Annotated in this window: 10 protein-coding genes; 2 read left to right on the forward strand and 8 right to left on the reverse strand. The window is 69.2% G+C overall.

Going from position 1 to position 14,552, the window contains the following annotated elements; translation table 11 throughout:
• Positions 1 to 5 precede the first annotated feature (5 nt).
• From cas8a1 to FL344_RS17335, 4 genes are all read right to left on the reverse strand, one after another.
• Positions 6 to 1,616: a type I-MYXAN CRISPR-associated Cas8a1/Cmx1 gene (gene cas8a1, locus FL344_RS17320; RefSeq protein WP_228565130.1), complete on the reverse strand. Its 1,611-nt coding sequence runs from the start codon at positions 1,614 to 1,616 to the stop codon at positions 6 to 8.
• Complete coding sequence (cas3, locus tag FL344_RS17325) at positions 1,613 to 3,853, reverse strand: CRISPR-associated helicase Cas3' (protein WP_141619303.1); 2,241 nt, start codon at positions 3,851 to 3,853, stop codon at positions 1,613 to 1,615. Before cas3 ends, cas8a1 begins: the two co-directional genes overlap by 4 nt.
• Entirely contained in the window at positions 3,850 to 4,461 is a 612-nt protein-coding gene (gene cas6, locus FL344_RS17330) for a type I-MYXAN CRISPR-associated protein Cas6/Cmx6 (RefSeq protein WP_141619304.1), read from the reverse strand. The genes cas3 and cas6 overlap by 4 nt, the downstream gene beginning before the upstream one ends.
• 87 nt (positions 4,462 to 4,548) lie before the next feature.
• A complete protein-coding gene (locus FL344_RS17335; protein WP_141619305.1) occupies positions 4,549 to 6,018 on the reverse strand; it encodes an SAVED domain-containing protein in 1,470 nt (489 codons plus the stop codon).
• A 323-nt stretch (positions 6,019 to 6,341) separates the two neighbouring features.
• On the opposite strand from FL344_RS17335, the gene FL344_RS17340 reads away from it, so the two are divergent.
• Together FL344_RS17340 and FL344_RS17345 are read left to right on the forward strand one after the other, a co-directional pair.
• Positions 6,342 to 7,265: a DUF2381 family protein gene (locus FL344_RS17340; RefSeq protein ID WP_141619306.1), complete on the forward strand. Its 924-nt coding sequence runs from the start codon at positions 6,342 to 6,344 to the stop codon at positions 7,263 to 7,265.
• Positions 7,266 to 7,335: 70 nt separating this feature from the next.
• A complete protein-coding gene (locus FL344_RS17345; protein WP_228565131.1) occupies positions 7,336 to 9,150 on the forward strand; it encodes a serine/threonine-protein kinase in 1,815 nt (604 codons plus the stop codon).
• A 12-nt stretch (positions 9,151 to 9,162) separates the two neighbouring features.
• Here the strand turns inward: FL344_RS17345 and FL344_RS17350 are convergent, their stop codons facing one another.
• From FL344_RS17350 to FL344_RS17370, 4 genes are all read right to left on the reverse strand, one after another.
• On the reverse strand, positions 9,163 to 10,251 hold the full coding sequence (locus FL344_RS17350) for an AI-2E family transporter (protein WP_228565132.1): 1,089 nt from the start codon (positions 10,249 to 10,251) through the stop codon (positions 9,163 to 9,165).
• Positions 10,252 to 10,490: 239 nt separating this feature from the next.
• Positions 10,491 to 11,006: a hypothetical protein gene (locus FL344_RS17355; RefSeq protein WP_141619309.1), complete on the reverse strand. Its 516-nt coding sequence runs from the start codon at positions 11,004 to 11,006 to the stop codon at positions 10,491 to 10,493.
• Positions 11,007 to 11,267: 261 nt separating this feature from the next.
• Positions 11,268 to 12,791 carry a VWA domain-containing protein gene (locus FL344_RS17365; RefSeq protein ID WP_141619310.1) on the reverse strand — a complete coding sequence of 508 codons (1,524 nt, stop codon included), beginning with the start codon at positions 12,789 to 12,791 and terminating at the stop codon, positions 11,268 to 11,270.
• Complete coding sequence (locus FL344_RS17370; RefSeq protein ID WP_141619311.1) at positions 12,791 to 14,407, reverse strand: AAA family ATPase; 1,617 nt, start codon at positions 14,405 to 14,407, stop codon at positions 12,791 to 12,793. Before FL344_RS17370 ends, FL344_RS17365 begins: the two co-directional genes overlap by 1 nt.
• Positions 14,408 to 14,552 lie beyond the last annotated feature (145 nt).

Genomic DNA, 14,552 nt, shown 5'->3' on the forward strand with positions numbered 1-14,552 from the left:
GCTGCTCAAGACGGCTCGAACGCGCCAGCGGCCTCATCCGCGTCCTCAAGTTCCGCAGCGTCGCCCCCCTTGCCCTGGTAGCTCGCCAGCGCCACCAGCGCGAGGTCGCGGGCCGCGCGCCACCGCTCGGGCCCCAGCAGTGGGAGGATGTCCCGCCAATGCTCCTGGAGCTCACGGTTGGTGCCCGCGCGGCTCCACAGGTCCGCGAGCGCCGCGCGCACCTGCTCCGGCGTCTTGGCCCCCGCGAAGCTCAGCCGCCAACGCTCACGCTCACCCTTGAGCCGGTTGGAGCGTGTGGCCGGGGCGCTCTCCTTCGTGTCCGCATAAATGCTCTTGAACCGGCTCCGGAGCGCGAGGTGAACGCTCTGGACGAGCCACTGCTCAGCCTCTCCCAGGTACGGATGCATGGCGATGAGTCCCTTCCTTTCGTGCCACAGCAGCGCGCCCAGGTTGTCCCGGTCGCGGTAGTCGTGAATGAAGCGGCCCTCCGTCGTCGCGGTGGCGAAGTCCGCGTACCAGGGGCGTGAAGCCGCGAGGTTCTCCGTGATGAAGGCGCGCAGCGCGCTGGTCGCGATGAAGTAGCCTGCCTCGCCATTCGCCTTGCCCTCGGGCTTGCGGACTCGCAGCGTGTGCGGCAGCGCGGCGGCGGCGGCCTCGTAGCGGTCCAGGACCGCCTCGCGCACGGCGTCCTGCCGCACCACCGCACCGCGAATCTTCTGCTGCGCGTTCCACGGCATCTGCCGCAGCGCCACGGCCTCGGTGGTCCCCAGCACGGCCCCCAGCCGCTTCTTCCCCGCCTCCTGCGCCATCACCAACTGAGCCGCGAGCACCGCGTCCGACGCCCCCGCCACCGCCACGTCACGGAGCCGCTTGGGTGTCAGCCCAGGGCGCAGCTCCGCGAAGCGGACCAGGTTCGTGGGCGCCAGCGCCACGAAGGCCCCGCCCCGGAGCTGCGGCAGCTTGTAGGAGACACACCCCACCAGCGCGAAGCACGCGCAGAGCGCCTCCGCCGCCGTGTACTCCACCTTGGTGACGCGCACACCGATGTGCCGCTCGGCCGCGCCCGGATAGGCCCAGCTCGCCAACGACGTCGCTCCCGCCTCCAGCGCCTCGAGCACGCTCTGCCAGGCCGTCTGGTGGACGAAGGATTCGTAGCCCTGGGATTCGACGATGACGGGCCGCGCGTCCACCTCGAAGGTGACGCGCCTTCGCGCTCCTCCCTGCGTCGACTTGCCATGCTGGAGGAACGTCACCTTGAGCGCGTCGTGGAGCGCGGCGGCCAGCTCGGGCGGTGGCTCCGGCGCTCCCGGTGGACGCGTGCCCGGCAGGTCGATGAAGCCCTGCTTCACCTGGAATGACGCGCCGAACAGCGCCCGGAGCGTGGCCTCCGGTGCCTCGCCACCCCAGTCCAGGAGGATGGCTTCCCGCTCCACCGTCGCCGTCCCGGGCCCCAGCCGCACCGGAGAGGGCCACGGCGCGGCGGGTGAAGCGCTCCCGAGGATGGCGCGGAGCGATGCCGCCAACCCGCCCGCGCCCGCGCGCAGCAGCGGCGTCATCCCCGGTGCGTACAACCGGATGGAGAGCGGAGCGGGCAAGGCCTTCTTCCGTGGGTTCACGGCTTTCGCCATCGCGCACCTCGCAGGCCGTCGTAGTCCAGCGCGTTCGCTGGAGGGATGGGGTATGGCAGCCGGCCCGCGCGGGGCCATGCACGCCATTTGAAGGACTCGGGTGGCAGGTTCATGGGCAGGGTGACCCGGTGAGCGCTCACCGCTCCGTCCAGGACGGCACGGGCGTCTTGTTCCAGGAGGACCGTGAGGCTGGGGCTCCCGTCGCGGCACGGCGCGGGCCAGGTGTCGAAGCGTCCATCCAGCCAGGTGCTGGACTGCCGCCGCGGCGCATTCGTCATCCCGGGCGGCCCCCATGCGTCCACCAGGTCCCGCTGGCTCAGCGGCCCCGTTCCCAGCCGCTCCATCCATGCACGCGCGTCGCGCAGGTCCGGCGCGGCGTACGGCGGCCCATCGAAGGGGAGCACCACGAAAGGCCGCACGGGCGCGGACCGCTCCGGAGTGCTGCGGCGATTGAGCCGCCCCAAGCGCTGGATGATCGCCGGGATGGGCGCCAAATCCGTGACGAGCAGATCCGCAGACAGGTCCAGGCTCATCTCCGCGACCTGCGTCGTCGACGCGAACGCCGCGCGGCCCTTGGTGGCGAAGGCCTCGATAACGTCACCGTGGCGACGGACGCGGTCCTCGTAACGAAAGCGGCTGTGGTACAGCAGCGCGCGCGCACCGTGCGACGTGCCGGCCTCGGCGGTCCGCATGCAGCGATCCACCGTGTTGCTGACCCACAACACCTTGCCGTGGTCCCGCAGGCACTCCGCCACGAGGGACCACGGCTCCGCGACGTCCAGCCGCTGATAGCGCGGCAGTGTCTCCAAATCCTCCGGCCCTTCGACTTCCGCGAGGCTCCGGCCATGAACGCGCTCGCACACGCCGCGCAGCGCGTCGAGCCGCGTGGCGGGCAGGCTGGCGGTCATCAGCAACGCGGGGATTCCCGGCAGGGCTTCCAGGAAGCGCAGCAGGCAGCCGAAGAGCCGGTCGTCATAGGCGTGGACTTCGTCGAAGACGACGCAGGCCGCACAGAGCCCGGGCCAGGCATAGAGCCCCTGCCGCTGGCTCTGGACGAGCCCGAGCACCGTGTCGGCCGTGCAGCTCATCGCGTCGGCGCCCCAGGAGCGGAGCGCGTCGAGCCGGTCCTGGTCGCGGGAGCCCGTCCCCGGCGCCGCGCCGTCGCGGAGTCCGAAGATGTCGAAGTCCACCTCCGCGCGTGAGTGCTGCAATCGGGCCTCCACGTCCGCGCCGTGGAGGTAGTCCCGGAAGCCCTCCGTCGCCGTGCCCATCGTCGGATACGTGAGCCACAACGAACGGCCGGGGTGCTGTCTTGCTGCCCAGAGGTACGCAGCGGCCGTCTTGCCACTGCCACAGCCCGCGCGGACCAGGGTCAGCGGCGCGGCGCTGCGAGCCACCTCCTCCTGAAATGGTCGCGGTGTGCGCCCCGCGAGGCGGCGCTCGACCACAGCGCGCAGGGCCTCGGCGGGATGGGGCGCCGTGAGCTGACGGACGACCCAGTCCTGCTTCTCTCCGCTCCGGGGGAGCGCCGAGCCCGCGACGTCCGCCGCGAGCACCAACGCCTTGCACACGGCCAGGAGCCGCGCGTCCACGGAGCCGGCGGGCACGGTCCGCTCGAAGTCGTCCTGCCACGACTGGAGTTGGTCGCGCGGGTGCTCCTTCCGCGTGGCTCGAAGCACGATGGGCGCCGTGAACAGTGGCGGAGCGGACAGCGCCAACTCCTCGGCGATGCGCCCCAGCGTCCGGGCGAAGTCTTCATGCTGGACCCGCAACTCCAGCGACAGCCCCGCTCCGGTGCCGTCAGGCGCGAAGGCGTCTGTCTGGAACTTGCGGTGGTGTGCGGCCACGCAGACCAGCGCCAGGCACAGGTCCCGCTCGCTCACGTCCCGCTGGAGCCATGCGGAGAGCGGCTGCCCTGGCCAGCAGAGCCACAGCGAGAGCGCTTCGTGGCGGACAAGCTGCGGCGCTTCGCGCTGGCGGCGCAGCATCGATTGGAAGTGCTCGCTGCACTTGCCCAGGTCATGGAGCGCGGCGGCCAGCAGGACGATGCGCCGCAGCCGGGGCTCCAACGCCGGGTCCAGGCCCGCGGCCAGCAGCGACGCGCGCCCCCGGTGCTCCAGGAGCCTCCGCGCGGCTGACAGCACCAGAACCGTGTGGCCCAACAACGTGGCCTCGCCCTCGGGTCTGTCGGGCGTGGCCGTGCTCTTGGCCAGCAGCCGCTTCACGCGGCCTTCCCACGAGACTGGACACGGGCCGCCCGGCCGGGCGGGAGGAAAAGGCCGCAGCCCATGTGACGGCGGCCTCCCAGGCCCTGCTCCTGCACGCGCAGCGAGTGCTCGGCCGACAAGCCATGAAGTTCGAGCGCGAAGCCCACGACCTTCTTGCCAGCGATGCGCACGATGCGCCTGCGCCCCACCTTCAGCGTGGCCTGGACGCCAAGCACCTCCAGTGCCCGGGAGACAGCCACGATGAACGAAGACTCATCCATCGCGTGCTTGAAGGTGACCAGCCGTGCGAACAATGCGGGCACGGGCTCCAGCGCATGGAGCGAGGGCGCACCCAGGGACAGGCGTCTCCCCGCGACCTCCAGCGGCGCGCTCACCAGCGGCAGCAGCGTGGCCACGGCTTCGATTGGGCACCGCAGGCGCAGCGTGCCTCGCCCCAGGTAGAGCAACTCCCGCGTGTTGCTCTCACCCCGAAGCGAGAACACCCCCATGTCCGTGCGTTCATGCAGCGCGGGGATGTAACGGGAGAGCGCGGAGAACAGGAGATAGGCGTGGTCGAGCGGCACCGGACCGCCTTGCACGGGGAACAACAGGTCAATGGCAGGCATGTGAGGGACCTTTCCGGAGCGGCGTCATGAAGCGAGGTGTGCTGAAGGCGGTACGAAACGTGCGGGCGGAAATCGGCGGCATGGCGTTCACCCCGTCTGCAACGTGAGCGCGGGCGTGTAGCCACCTGAGCCGGTGCGCTCGTAGGCCACGACCGGCCCCACGGCGTTGAGCCGCTGACCCAGGAACAGGCAGCACGCCGCGGGGGCATAGAGGATGAGATGCGTGACCGCCGTGCGCAGTTCGTTGCGTGCGCGCCGGAGCTGTTCGCGCGCCTGGACGGCGAACGCCTCCGCGTCCGCAGCCGAGCCGACGGCGCCGTCATGAGGCCCCTCCTCCGGCTCCAGGTAGAGCACGGCGCGGAAGTTCCCCGGCCGCTCGGCCATGAAGCGCTCCACGTCCGCGCGGGCATCCCCCGTCATCTGGAACACCACCAGCAGTCCCGTGGCATCCGCGTGGCCCTCATGCCCGGTGACCCGCAACCTGCGCGGAGACGGCTTCGCGTCCGAGCGCCACAAGAAGGTCTCTCCTCGCGTGGGCTGCTCAACGCGGAAGCGGTAGCCGCCCACCTCCGGGAAGTGGAAGCCCACCGCCAGCACCGTGCTCAGCGGCAGCTTGCCCCGCAGGTCAATCAACGCACCGTCAGGCCGCCTCGACAGCCGCTGTTGCACAGCCAGCAGCGAAGGCAGCAACACGTCCCGCCACACCGACTCCGACGGTACCATCCGCGTGTCGCGGTCAAAGTGAGGCGTCCAGTCCAGTTCCTCAGTGGGAGGCTGCTCCCACTCACGTCGCGCCCACCCATGAATCCAGAGGCTCACGGCGGGCGCGTACTCCCGTGAGGCCAGCAGTCCCCATGCGCGAATGGCCTCGCGCAGCGACTCGGGGGTGACGTGCTTCCTGCCGCCGCCGACCTCAATCCACTCCCGAAGCCCGTCCACTGCGATGGCGCGCGGCTGCCGTCCCATGCGCAGGCCAAGCCGCCCCATCCGGTCATCCACCTGCTCTTCCAAGTCGGCGATGCCGCCCACGCCGAGCCGCAAGCGCAAGTCCTTGCAGAACGCCCGCAGCATCTCAGCCGATACACCGAGCCGTTGTTCCCACTCCGCCCAGTGTTTCTTCAGGGCGCCTCGTGGCGGCTGCTCGAAGAACGCATCCGTGAAGCAGTGGTCCCGGCCATGCAGATAGCGGCCCAGGTCCGCCGCCGACGCCCAGTTGCTCAACAGCCAGATTTCGACGGGCCCCTGGGGCCGAAGCAGCAACCAGCTCTCCAGCAGCTTGCGCAGCAAGGAGTTACCCACCCGAGGCGGCGTCACCAGCCCCGCCAGGGAGTAGGTATCCCGGTGGTCGACGTGCCACTTCACCTGCATGTATCGACTGGCCACGCCGGCACCGGGCCGGGCGTGCAGCGTCACGTCATCCGCCGAGCCCGCCTCCGGGTGCTCGACATAGCCGTGCGAGAAGGGACTGCCCGCGTCGAGCAGCCGGAGCAGCTCGTACCAGCTCAACAGATGCTGATAGCGATCGCCCTCCAGGCGAGACGCGCTCTGCTCTCCCATGACGATCCCTCATAGCGACGCCAGGGACGGCGGTGGATACCTCCCCAGGGGTATGGAAGGCGGCGCTCGAAAAGGAAGACGCCAACGCGCGGGACAACCCATCGCGGGCCCGGTGATTTTTCTTCCGCGCGTGGCGGGAGTGTTCCCGACGGCCGCTGAACGTCCTGCGCGAATCTGACTACCTTTCAGGTAGACATCGCCCATTCCGAGGTGCCAGACGGAGGCGCGTTCTTCCTCGAAGAAGGCGGGACATTCGCGCTCGTCCAAGCGTCCCGCCGTGTCATCCCCTTCGAGTAGGTTAGAACCCTGGAGGTTGCCCCGCCGTGTTCCCCCCTGGCTCGTTGGTAATGACGGCAGTGGTGCTCCTGCTGGGCACGGCAGCGCTGGCCCAGACGCCAGACACGAAGCGTTGGCGGCGCATCGAGCGGGCCGTGGCCCTGAGCGCGGGCGCGGGTGAGCCTGTCCAGCGACTCAGGCTGGCGCCCGGTGTCGTGACGACGGTGCTGCTCGACTCGAACGCCGTGCTGGAAGGTGAGCTTCCCGAGGCCCTACGCGGGCTGTTCACCCGGCTGGACGTCACGGGGACGCATCTGCTGCTCCAGCCCGCCGTCGCGATGCCCGCACGGGGCGTTCCGCCGCTGGTGCTGCGCTTCACGGACGCGGCCGCGCCACAACGGATCGTCCTGGAGCTGACCACCGAGGCCAACGTGGTGGACTCAGTCATCGATGTCAGGCGCCACCCCGCCACCGTGACGCAACTGGAGGCTGAACTGGTTGCCCTGCGTGAGCGCAACGCACTGCTGGAGGCACGACTGGCCACGGCGCGTCGGCAGGTGCCACACCCGGGCCTCGCGGGCGCCATTCTTTCTGGCGCCATCGGCATCACGGGAGTTCTCGGCACGTGGATGGATACCCCAGCCAGCGAGGCAGAGCTCAAGGTCCGTCAGCTTGATAGCTATCGCTCCGGCTCGTGGGTAGCGCTCGCGGTGAATCTGGAGAACCCGCCGGGCGAGGCGCCCTGGCAACCGGGCATTGCGCGGCTGACCTCGCTGGACTCGAACGGGCGGCCAACAGGCGAGCCGATGGAGCTGCTCCTGTTGCTGCAGGAGCCGCGTCTGTTGCCTGGCCAGAGCGCGGTCGCCGTCGTGCAGTGGCCCGCCCCCACGCGCCCTCCACCCGCCTACGCGCTGGAGCTTTGGGACACGGGCCGGCGCCGCGGCGTGCGATGGGCGCGACTGAAACCGTAGACGTGCGACAGCCCCGAAGGAATCCGTCATGCGACTGGAGCCAAGCGCATCTTCCCCAGGCCCCCTCGTGATGTCTCCACAGGCCCTGCCTGCCGGCACGCGCGTGGAACGCTGGCGCGTGGAGCGCCGCATCGGAGGCGGCGGCAACGGCACGGTGTACGAAGTGCGCTCGCGCTCCGAAGGCCGCAGCTACGCGCTCAAACTGGCCCACTCCCCCGGCGATCCGCGATTCCAGCGCGAGGCGCGGACGCTGCACCTGCTCCGCCACCCTGGAGTTGTGCGGCTGCAAGCAACGGGGACCTGGCGCGCAGGGACCGCCGCCTACCCATACCTCGTGCTGGAGTACGTGCGAGGCAGCACGCTGTATGACTGGTCTCGGGCGCGCAATCCAACGGCGCGGCACGTCGCCGGCCTGTTGGCGCAGGCCGCGTGGGCCTTGGACGCCGCGCATCGCAGGCAGGTGCTTCACCGCGACTTCAAGGGGGAGAACCTTCGCGTCGAGGAACACGGAAGACTGGTGGTGCTGGACTGGGGCGCATGCTGGCATCCCCGTGCTGCCCCCATCACCTCCGCCGCACGGCTGCCGCCCGGGACCGGGCCCTATCGCAGCCCCCAGGCCATCCTCTGGAGCATGAAGGCTCCACGGCAGACCGCCCGCTCCGAGCACTACCCCTACACGGTGGCGGACGAACTGTATGCGGTGGGCGTCACCTTTCACCGGTTGGTGGTGGAGCAGTATCCGCCGCTCGTCCTGGACAAGGCGCACTCCCCAGTGACCTCCACCACCTTGAGAGCCCTCAACCCGCGTGTGCCCGAGCTGCTCGCACGATGGATTGAGGGACTGCTCGCGTTCACCCCCGAAGCCCGGCCGCGCAGCGCGGGGGACCTCGCCCGGGAAGTCCAACAGGCCCAGGCGCACGCGGGACCGGACTGGGACGTCCCGCTGTTCGATTGGTACGAGGGGCCCTCCACGGCGACACGCACGACACGCGACGAGGACACCTGGGGCTTTGTGGCACCGGGAGAAGAAGCGCCCCTTCTCCATGCGAGGGCCCTACGCGCGGCCCGGGTTCAGCACCATCGAATGGGCCGCTGGCTGCGGCGCCGGGTGTTCTCGGAGGTCCAGACGCAACCTCGCACGGAGCCAGCGAGCCCGCCGGAGCCGAGGCACGAGAGCCGATGGGTGCGAGTCGCTGGAGCCCTGACGTTGGTTGCGTGCATGGCCTGGGGACTGACGCTCGCGGGCCCACCTCATGCCGCCCCCACTCCGTCTCATCCCGTTCAGCAACTGGCGCGGACCGGAGGACCAGCCGACACTGGTTCGCCCGCCACGGCCCTTCCGTTTTCCACCGCCGAGCCGCCATGGCCGGGAGATGCCATGTCCACGACCGAGCCCCACGCGCGCTGTGTCCCCCGACTCCACCGTTACCTGCTGGCAGCATTCACCGCGACCAGTCTCAATGCCTGCGCAGGCACGCAGGTCCGGCCCGAGCCCGCGCGCTGCCCTGCCGAAGCCCTGGAGTCCATGCGTCAACTCGGGCTCGACCTGAGGTCCCGCGGGCACATCCAGCTCGACATCCAGCAGCCGGACGATTCGTACCAAACGAACTACAGCATCGTCGTCAGCGACGGCCCCATCACCAGTCGGCTCGATGGGCCCATCGATCGCCTCCCGGCCAACACGCTCTTGTACGGGCGCATCTGGACGGGCGGGGAGAAAATCCAGGGCCGCTACACACGCGCGCGGACGCCAGACGGCAGCGAGTACCCGGTGTGCTTCATCCTGGGCAACGAGACAGGCATGTCCAAGTACCGGGGCTCACGGCCCGGCCACACCCGCGCGCATCCGTGGTCCAACGCCCAGGTGGTGGACCACTTCCCCTGACGCCGCTCCGGCTCACGGCGGCGCAATCGTCGAAGGCTTCTCGAGGACGCGCGCCTCGTCGCGCAGGCGCAGCTCGTTGCCCGCGGCGGAGAGGACCGCGGCGACAGGCACGGAGAGGAAGGCGCCCGCCACGCCGAAGAGCACGCCCCCGGCGGTGATGGACAGCAGGATGACCACTGGGTGCAGCGGCACCGCGCGCCCCATCACCACGGGCTCCAGGACGTTGCTCTCCAGTTGCTGCACGCCCAGCACCACGGCCAATGCCAGGAGAGCGTCGAGCGGCCCGTTGGTGATGAGCGCCACCAGCACCGCGACCACGCCCGCCAGGGTGGCGCCAATGACGGGAAAGAACCCGCCCACGAAGGTGAGCGCCGCCAGCGGAAGCACGAGCGGCACGCCGATGATGGCCAGGCCCGCGCCAATGCCCACCGCGTCCACCAGCGCGACGATGACGACGCCACGCAAGTAACCGCTGAGTGTTCCCCAGGCGCGCAGGCCCACGGCACGCACCGTGTCACGCCGCGACGGTGACACCCGAGCCAGCACCCAGCCACCGAGTCGCTCGGTGTCCTTCACGAAGAAGAACAGCAGCGTCACCGTCAGCAGCCCGCCCGCCACGGCCTGCGCGGCGAAGTTGGCGCCCGCGAGGACGCCGGTGGTGATGCGGCCCAGGTTCGATTTCAAGAAGCCGAGCCCCTGCTCGAGCAGGCCGTCGATCTGCTCCCGGGACACGGGGAGCTCCTGCGTCACCCATCCGACGAGGCCCTCCAATCCCGCCCGCACGTTCGAGCCCGCCGCGCTGACCTGCTGGACGATGCGGGGCACGAGCAGGAACACCCCAGCCGCCCCCACCAGGAGCAGCACCAGCAGCGCCAGCAGCGTCGCGAGCGCCCGGGGCACCCGGTGGGCGGACAGCCACCGGACGGGCGGATACAGCAACGTCGCCAGCAGCAGCGCCGCCACTGTCGGCAGGACGATGAGGTAGAGCCGCGCCAGCAGCAGCACGAGCGCCACCACCGCGGCCGCGACCACGAGCAGCTTGCCGCTGAACAGCGCGCAGCGCGTGAGCCAGGAGGCAGAGGGCGGTTCCAGGGTGGTCATACGTCGTGCGCACCCTATGCACGAAGCGGCGCATGGCACCGGGAGGCCACCTGACGATGTGGCCTCATGAACGGACGCGGTGGGCGCGCGGCGGGAATCCAACGGATGGCCAGGGCGGCCCGTCCCTCAATGGCGCGCCCCGAGGAAACTCAAGGCACATCCACGGCGCGGAACTGGTGACGGGAGTTCGCGCCCTGATGAGCCCAGTCACCACCCCAAGGCCTCGCCGCGCGCAGGCGTCAACTGGACTTACGGATGCAGATCTTCTTCAGGGTCGCCGCGTAGGTGTCTTCCAAGGCCTTGTCGCTCTTCTTGTCACCGACCAGGACGGTGTACTTCAGCTCGTACTCCGCGTTCATCATGTTGAAGCGGACGCTGCCCGTGTACGTTTTTCCCCGTGGATCCGAGGCGGAATCGCCAGTGGACATGCCCACGCTCCTGGCCCAGGTCCACTTGCTCGCATCACAGCCAGGATGCCGGGAAAGGCTCTTGTTCGTTTCGCCGTAGGGCGTGTAGTCCACGTAGCAGCCCCCGTTCCGGGGGCGGAAGTGGATCCGGCAGTGGAGCTTGATGCCGTGGCCCGTTCCCAGGGCGTCGTTGTTTCGGATGGCGACGCAGTCCGTGGCGGCGTGCGCGCTCTCGGCCTTGATCTTCATGTACTTCTTCTCGAGGCTCACCTGCCCCTTGGCGGGCAGCGCTTCGCAATCCGAGGCGAAGGCCGGACTGACGGCGAGGCACATGACCGCAGTGGCCATCCAGACGTTTCTCATGATTTCGCGTTCCCCTCAGGTCGATTCCCCATGCGTTCACGGCGCCCCCATGGGCGACCGTTTCGACCTGGCTCCACCATCGCGTCGAGATGTTGAGGGAGTGTGGAGAGGCTGCTGAGACGGCTGCGTTGGGGACCCACGCTTCGCGCGCCGGACAGCTCGAACAAGGAGGAACGGGTCGCGCTCCAACGCCTCGCCCAGGACGTCATGCGTGGCTTCGGGTGACCATGCACTGCGCTTTGGGGCCTACCACCCGCCAACGGCCGCCCAGTCCTCGAAGACGTGGACCGGGTCACAGATGGCGTGAAGGCCGGTGCGACCCCTGTTGCCAATCTGGACGCCGTGAAACCGGGTCCCCGCCTCGCGCGCCTTCTCGACCAGGTGGGGGAGGCTGACTGGCACCGGCCACTCGCCGTCACTGACGAAGAGCACGTCCGCCCGCTTCCAGTCCTTCTCTCCGAGGCGCTGGACCACCCTGGCCGTGACCTCGGAGACGTCGCTGCCGCCTTCGAAGGATTGGCCGAGGAACGCCAGCAGTCGCCCGAGGCCGCCCTCGGTCAGCGACAGCTCGAACTCCAGCACCTGCCCCGGACCACTGTAGGCGTAGAGGAAGCACCGGCGCTTCTCCGCGTGGGCAGTCCGAAGTGCCTCCAGCACCAGGGCCTTCCCCACCTGCTCCGGAAGACCGTGCATCGAGCCGGACGTGTCCATGACGGCGATGATGGGACCGCGCCGCGGGCGTGGACTGCGTTGCTCGACGGCCTCTTCGCTGTCACGCTCGACGAGCGTTCGCTCCACTTCGAGCCCTTCGACGCGATACGTGAGCAACGCGCGCTCTGCCCGGCGCGCGTGCCACAGGTAGCGGAGCTTGGGATGCCCGAGGTTGACTGCTTCGACAGGCAGCATTCGCGCCAGCTCTCCGCTCCGCTCGATGCCTCGGGTCTCCGCCGGAACGCGTCTCGTCCAGACCTCGCGACGCTCCTCCTCCAACCGCCTCATCGGGACGAAGACTGTCTCCGCGATGGTCTCTTCGGCGTCGCTCGCATGGAGTCGTCCCAGCGAGCGCACCACTTCGGTGAGCTGCGGCAACTGCTCGACGAGCTCACGAAGACGAACGAGGTCCGTCCACCCCATGTGCCGCAGCACGCCGATGCTCAAGTCCCAGCCGCGCCCCATCAGCTCGCCGAGGTCACCGAACACATCCGAGATCGTCGCCCAGATGCGCGTCCGCTCCTCCCAGCCCGCGAGGAGGTCCGTGTCTTCCTTCGCGGGCCTTTGCGCGACCTCCCGTTCGGCCTGCTGGCGCAGCCGCGCAACCGTGACCTCGTCGAGCTGCTTGGCCTTGCGGGCCTGTCGTTCTCGCTTCGCCGCCTGAGCTTCCTGCCCCTCCATCCGCTGGCGCTCGAGTTGCTCCAACTCGCGGAGGCGCGCGACAACCTCCGCGCGGACCACCAACGCCTGACGCGTGAACGACACGAGCACGTCTCGCAGAAAGGCGTTCACCAGCTCGGGCTGGCCCTTGCAGAAGCGCAAGATGTCCAAGGGCTCGGCGGCGAGCCGCGCGGGAGCGGCGATTCCGGGCAGCGGCCACGTCCCGTCCGGAGGGAGGCGTCCGTCGAGCAAGGCGTCACGCCAGGCGCGAAGGCCACGGACCCGCTCAGCGAGCGTTCCGACAGGAAGCGTGATGAGGTCGGGGAGGAACTGCTCTGGGCAGTCGTCGAGGAACGCGTAGCCCCGCTCCAGGGAGCCCGCGTCAAAGGCCTCTTTCATCACGCTACTTCCTCACGAGGAAGCAGCCCGAAGCCCTGACGGAGCTTCTCGAGGCGTCCCAGCAGTGTGTCCACTTCACGCCGCGTCCCCTCCAGGCTTCGCGCCGCGGGCTCGGCGAAGTCGTCGGTCACCCAGAGGTGCGCGCGGATGTCCGCGTCCAGGCTGGCGATGTGGACGAGCAGTTGCGCCTTGTAGGTCTCGACCTGCTGCCCGAGCGTGGTGAGTTCCTTGAGACAGGCATCCACATGCGCCGCCTTCTGGCGAGTCGGCTCCATGAAAGGCGGAAGGTCTACGGCTTCCATGTGCCAGTTCGCCTGGTTCGTGAGGTAGGCGTCACGGTTTGCCCAACGATCGAACTGTCGAGAGTTACGGGAAGGGTCATGAATCCAGTATGCGTTCAGCTCGCCGCGCGTGAACCCAGCTCCCGCGTTGGTTCGATCCGTGATCTTCGAATTGTGGTACCCAGTCCCGTAGGAGTCAGGATCCTTCGTATAGGCATCGTGAGGTGCGAGGTACAGCGGCTCCCCACCGCGCCTCGCCTGCGCCCTGTATCCCTTGTTGACCGAGGGCTTTCCATCAGGGCCCTTGAACAAGAGGTTCCCCTCCGCGTCGCGCGCTTGGGAGCGGCTGTCCTGGTCCTGCTTGAGCCGGGCCTCCCAAGACACCACGATGCGCGTCAGCCGAGACGGGTCCATCGCCGAGCTCGCGCCGGCCCTCGCCGCGTACCAGTCGTGGACCTTGGCGCGCTGCTCGGGCTCGCTCCACAGGCAGTGCTGAAGCAGCCAGCAATCCCAGATGGACACCCGGTCCCGGCCGTTCGTGAGGGCCGCCGTCTGGAGGAGCTTCACGATCTTCCGCCAGCGGCGGTCCGACACCTGGATTCCCTCCGCCGTACACCAGTCGCGCAGGTCGGCGAGCAGCGCCACGACGTCGTCGGGCACGGCCACCTCGGTCGCCGCCTGTCGAACCTCCGCCAGGTCCTCGTCGCTCAACCTGAGCTGCCGAGAGAACTCGGCGACCACGTCGCCCCGGAGCTCCAGCAGGGAGGGGAAGCCCGCCTTCGACACAGGTCCGACGTGACAACGGAGCAGGAACCGGTCGAAGAGCGCGTCGAGCTCCTCCCCTTCGGGGAGCTCGTTGCTCGCGCCCACCACGGAGATCAGCGGGGTGGGCTCGCGGCGCTTTCCGTTGTCGAACTCGCGCTCGTTGAGCAACGCGAGGAGCGCGTTGAGGATGGCGCTGTTCGCCTTGAAGATTTCATCGAGGAAGGCAACGGACGCCTTGGGGAGGTACGCCTCCGTGAGGCGCTCGTAGCGGTCCTCCTCCAGACCCTTGATGGACAGGGGCCCGAAGAGCTCCTCCGGCACCGTGAACCGCGTTAGCAGGCGCTCGAAGTAGGTGGCCGGATGGAAGGCCAGATGCAGGCGCCTGGCGACCAGGCTCTTCGCCGTCCCGGGCGGCCCGATGAGCAGCAGGTGCTCACCCGCGAGCGCGGCGAGCAGCGCGAGCCGGACCGGCACGTCTCGCTCGACGAGCCCGGTCAGCAGCGCATCGCGGAGCGCCTCGATGCGAGCGGTGAGGTCAGACGGCAGTTTCTTCTTCAAGGGTTCAGCCATGGCGTCTCCGTTCAGCGAATCGGCGCTGTTCAGACAGACGTCACGAACGGCCCGGCGCCATCGGTCGCCACGGAAAAAACTTGAAAGCACTGAGACGTGGCCGATCGAGATCCGAGCCATGCACAGGGAGAGACCCGAAGCGGCC

The organism is Myxococcus sp. AB036A (assembly GCF_006547355.1).
GTDB lineage: Bacteria > Myxococcota > Myxococcia > Myxococcales > Myxococcaceae > Myxococcus > Myxococcus virescens.

What these genes read in the sequence shown, in the direction of transcription:
- cas6 (WP_141619304.1), bottom strand. Translation starts at nt 4,461, where the DNA reads ATGCCTGCCATTGACCTGTTGTTCCCCGTGCAAGGCGGTCCGGTGCCG.
- FL344_RS17335 (WP_141619305.1), bottom strand. Translation starts at nt 6,018, where the DNA reads ATGGGAGAGCAGAGCGCGTCTCGCCTGGAGGGCGATCGCTATCAGCAT.
- FL344_RS17345 (WP_228565131.1), top strand. Translation starts at nt 7,336, where the DNA reads ATGTCTCCACAGGCCCTGCCTGCCGGCACGCGCGTGGAACGCTGGCGC.
- FL344_RS17355 (WP_141619309.1), bottom strand. Translation starts at nt 11,006, where the DNA reads ATGGCCACTGCGGTCATGTGCCTCGCCGTCAGTCCGGCCTTCGCCTCG.
- FL344_RS17370 (WP_141619311.1), bottom strand. Translation starts at nt 14,407, where the DNA reads ATGGCTGAACCCTTGAAGAAGAAACTGCCGTCTGACCTCACCGCTCGC.
- FL344_RS17350 (WP_228565132.1), bottom strand. Translation starts at nt 10,251, where the DNA reads ATGACCACCCTGGAACCGCCCTCTGCCTCCTGGCTCACGCGCTGCGCG.
- FL344_RS17365 (WP_141619310.1), bottom strand. Translation starts at nt 12,791, where the DNA reads ATGAAAGAGGCCTTTGACGCGGGCTCCCTGGAGCGGGGCTACGCGTTC.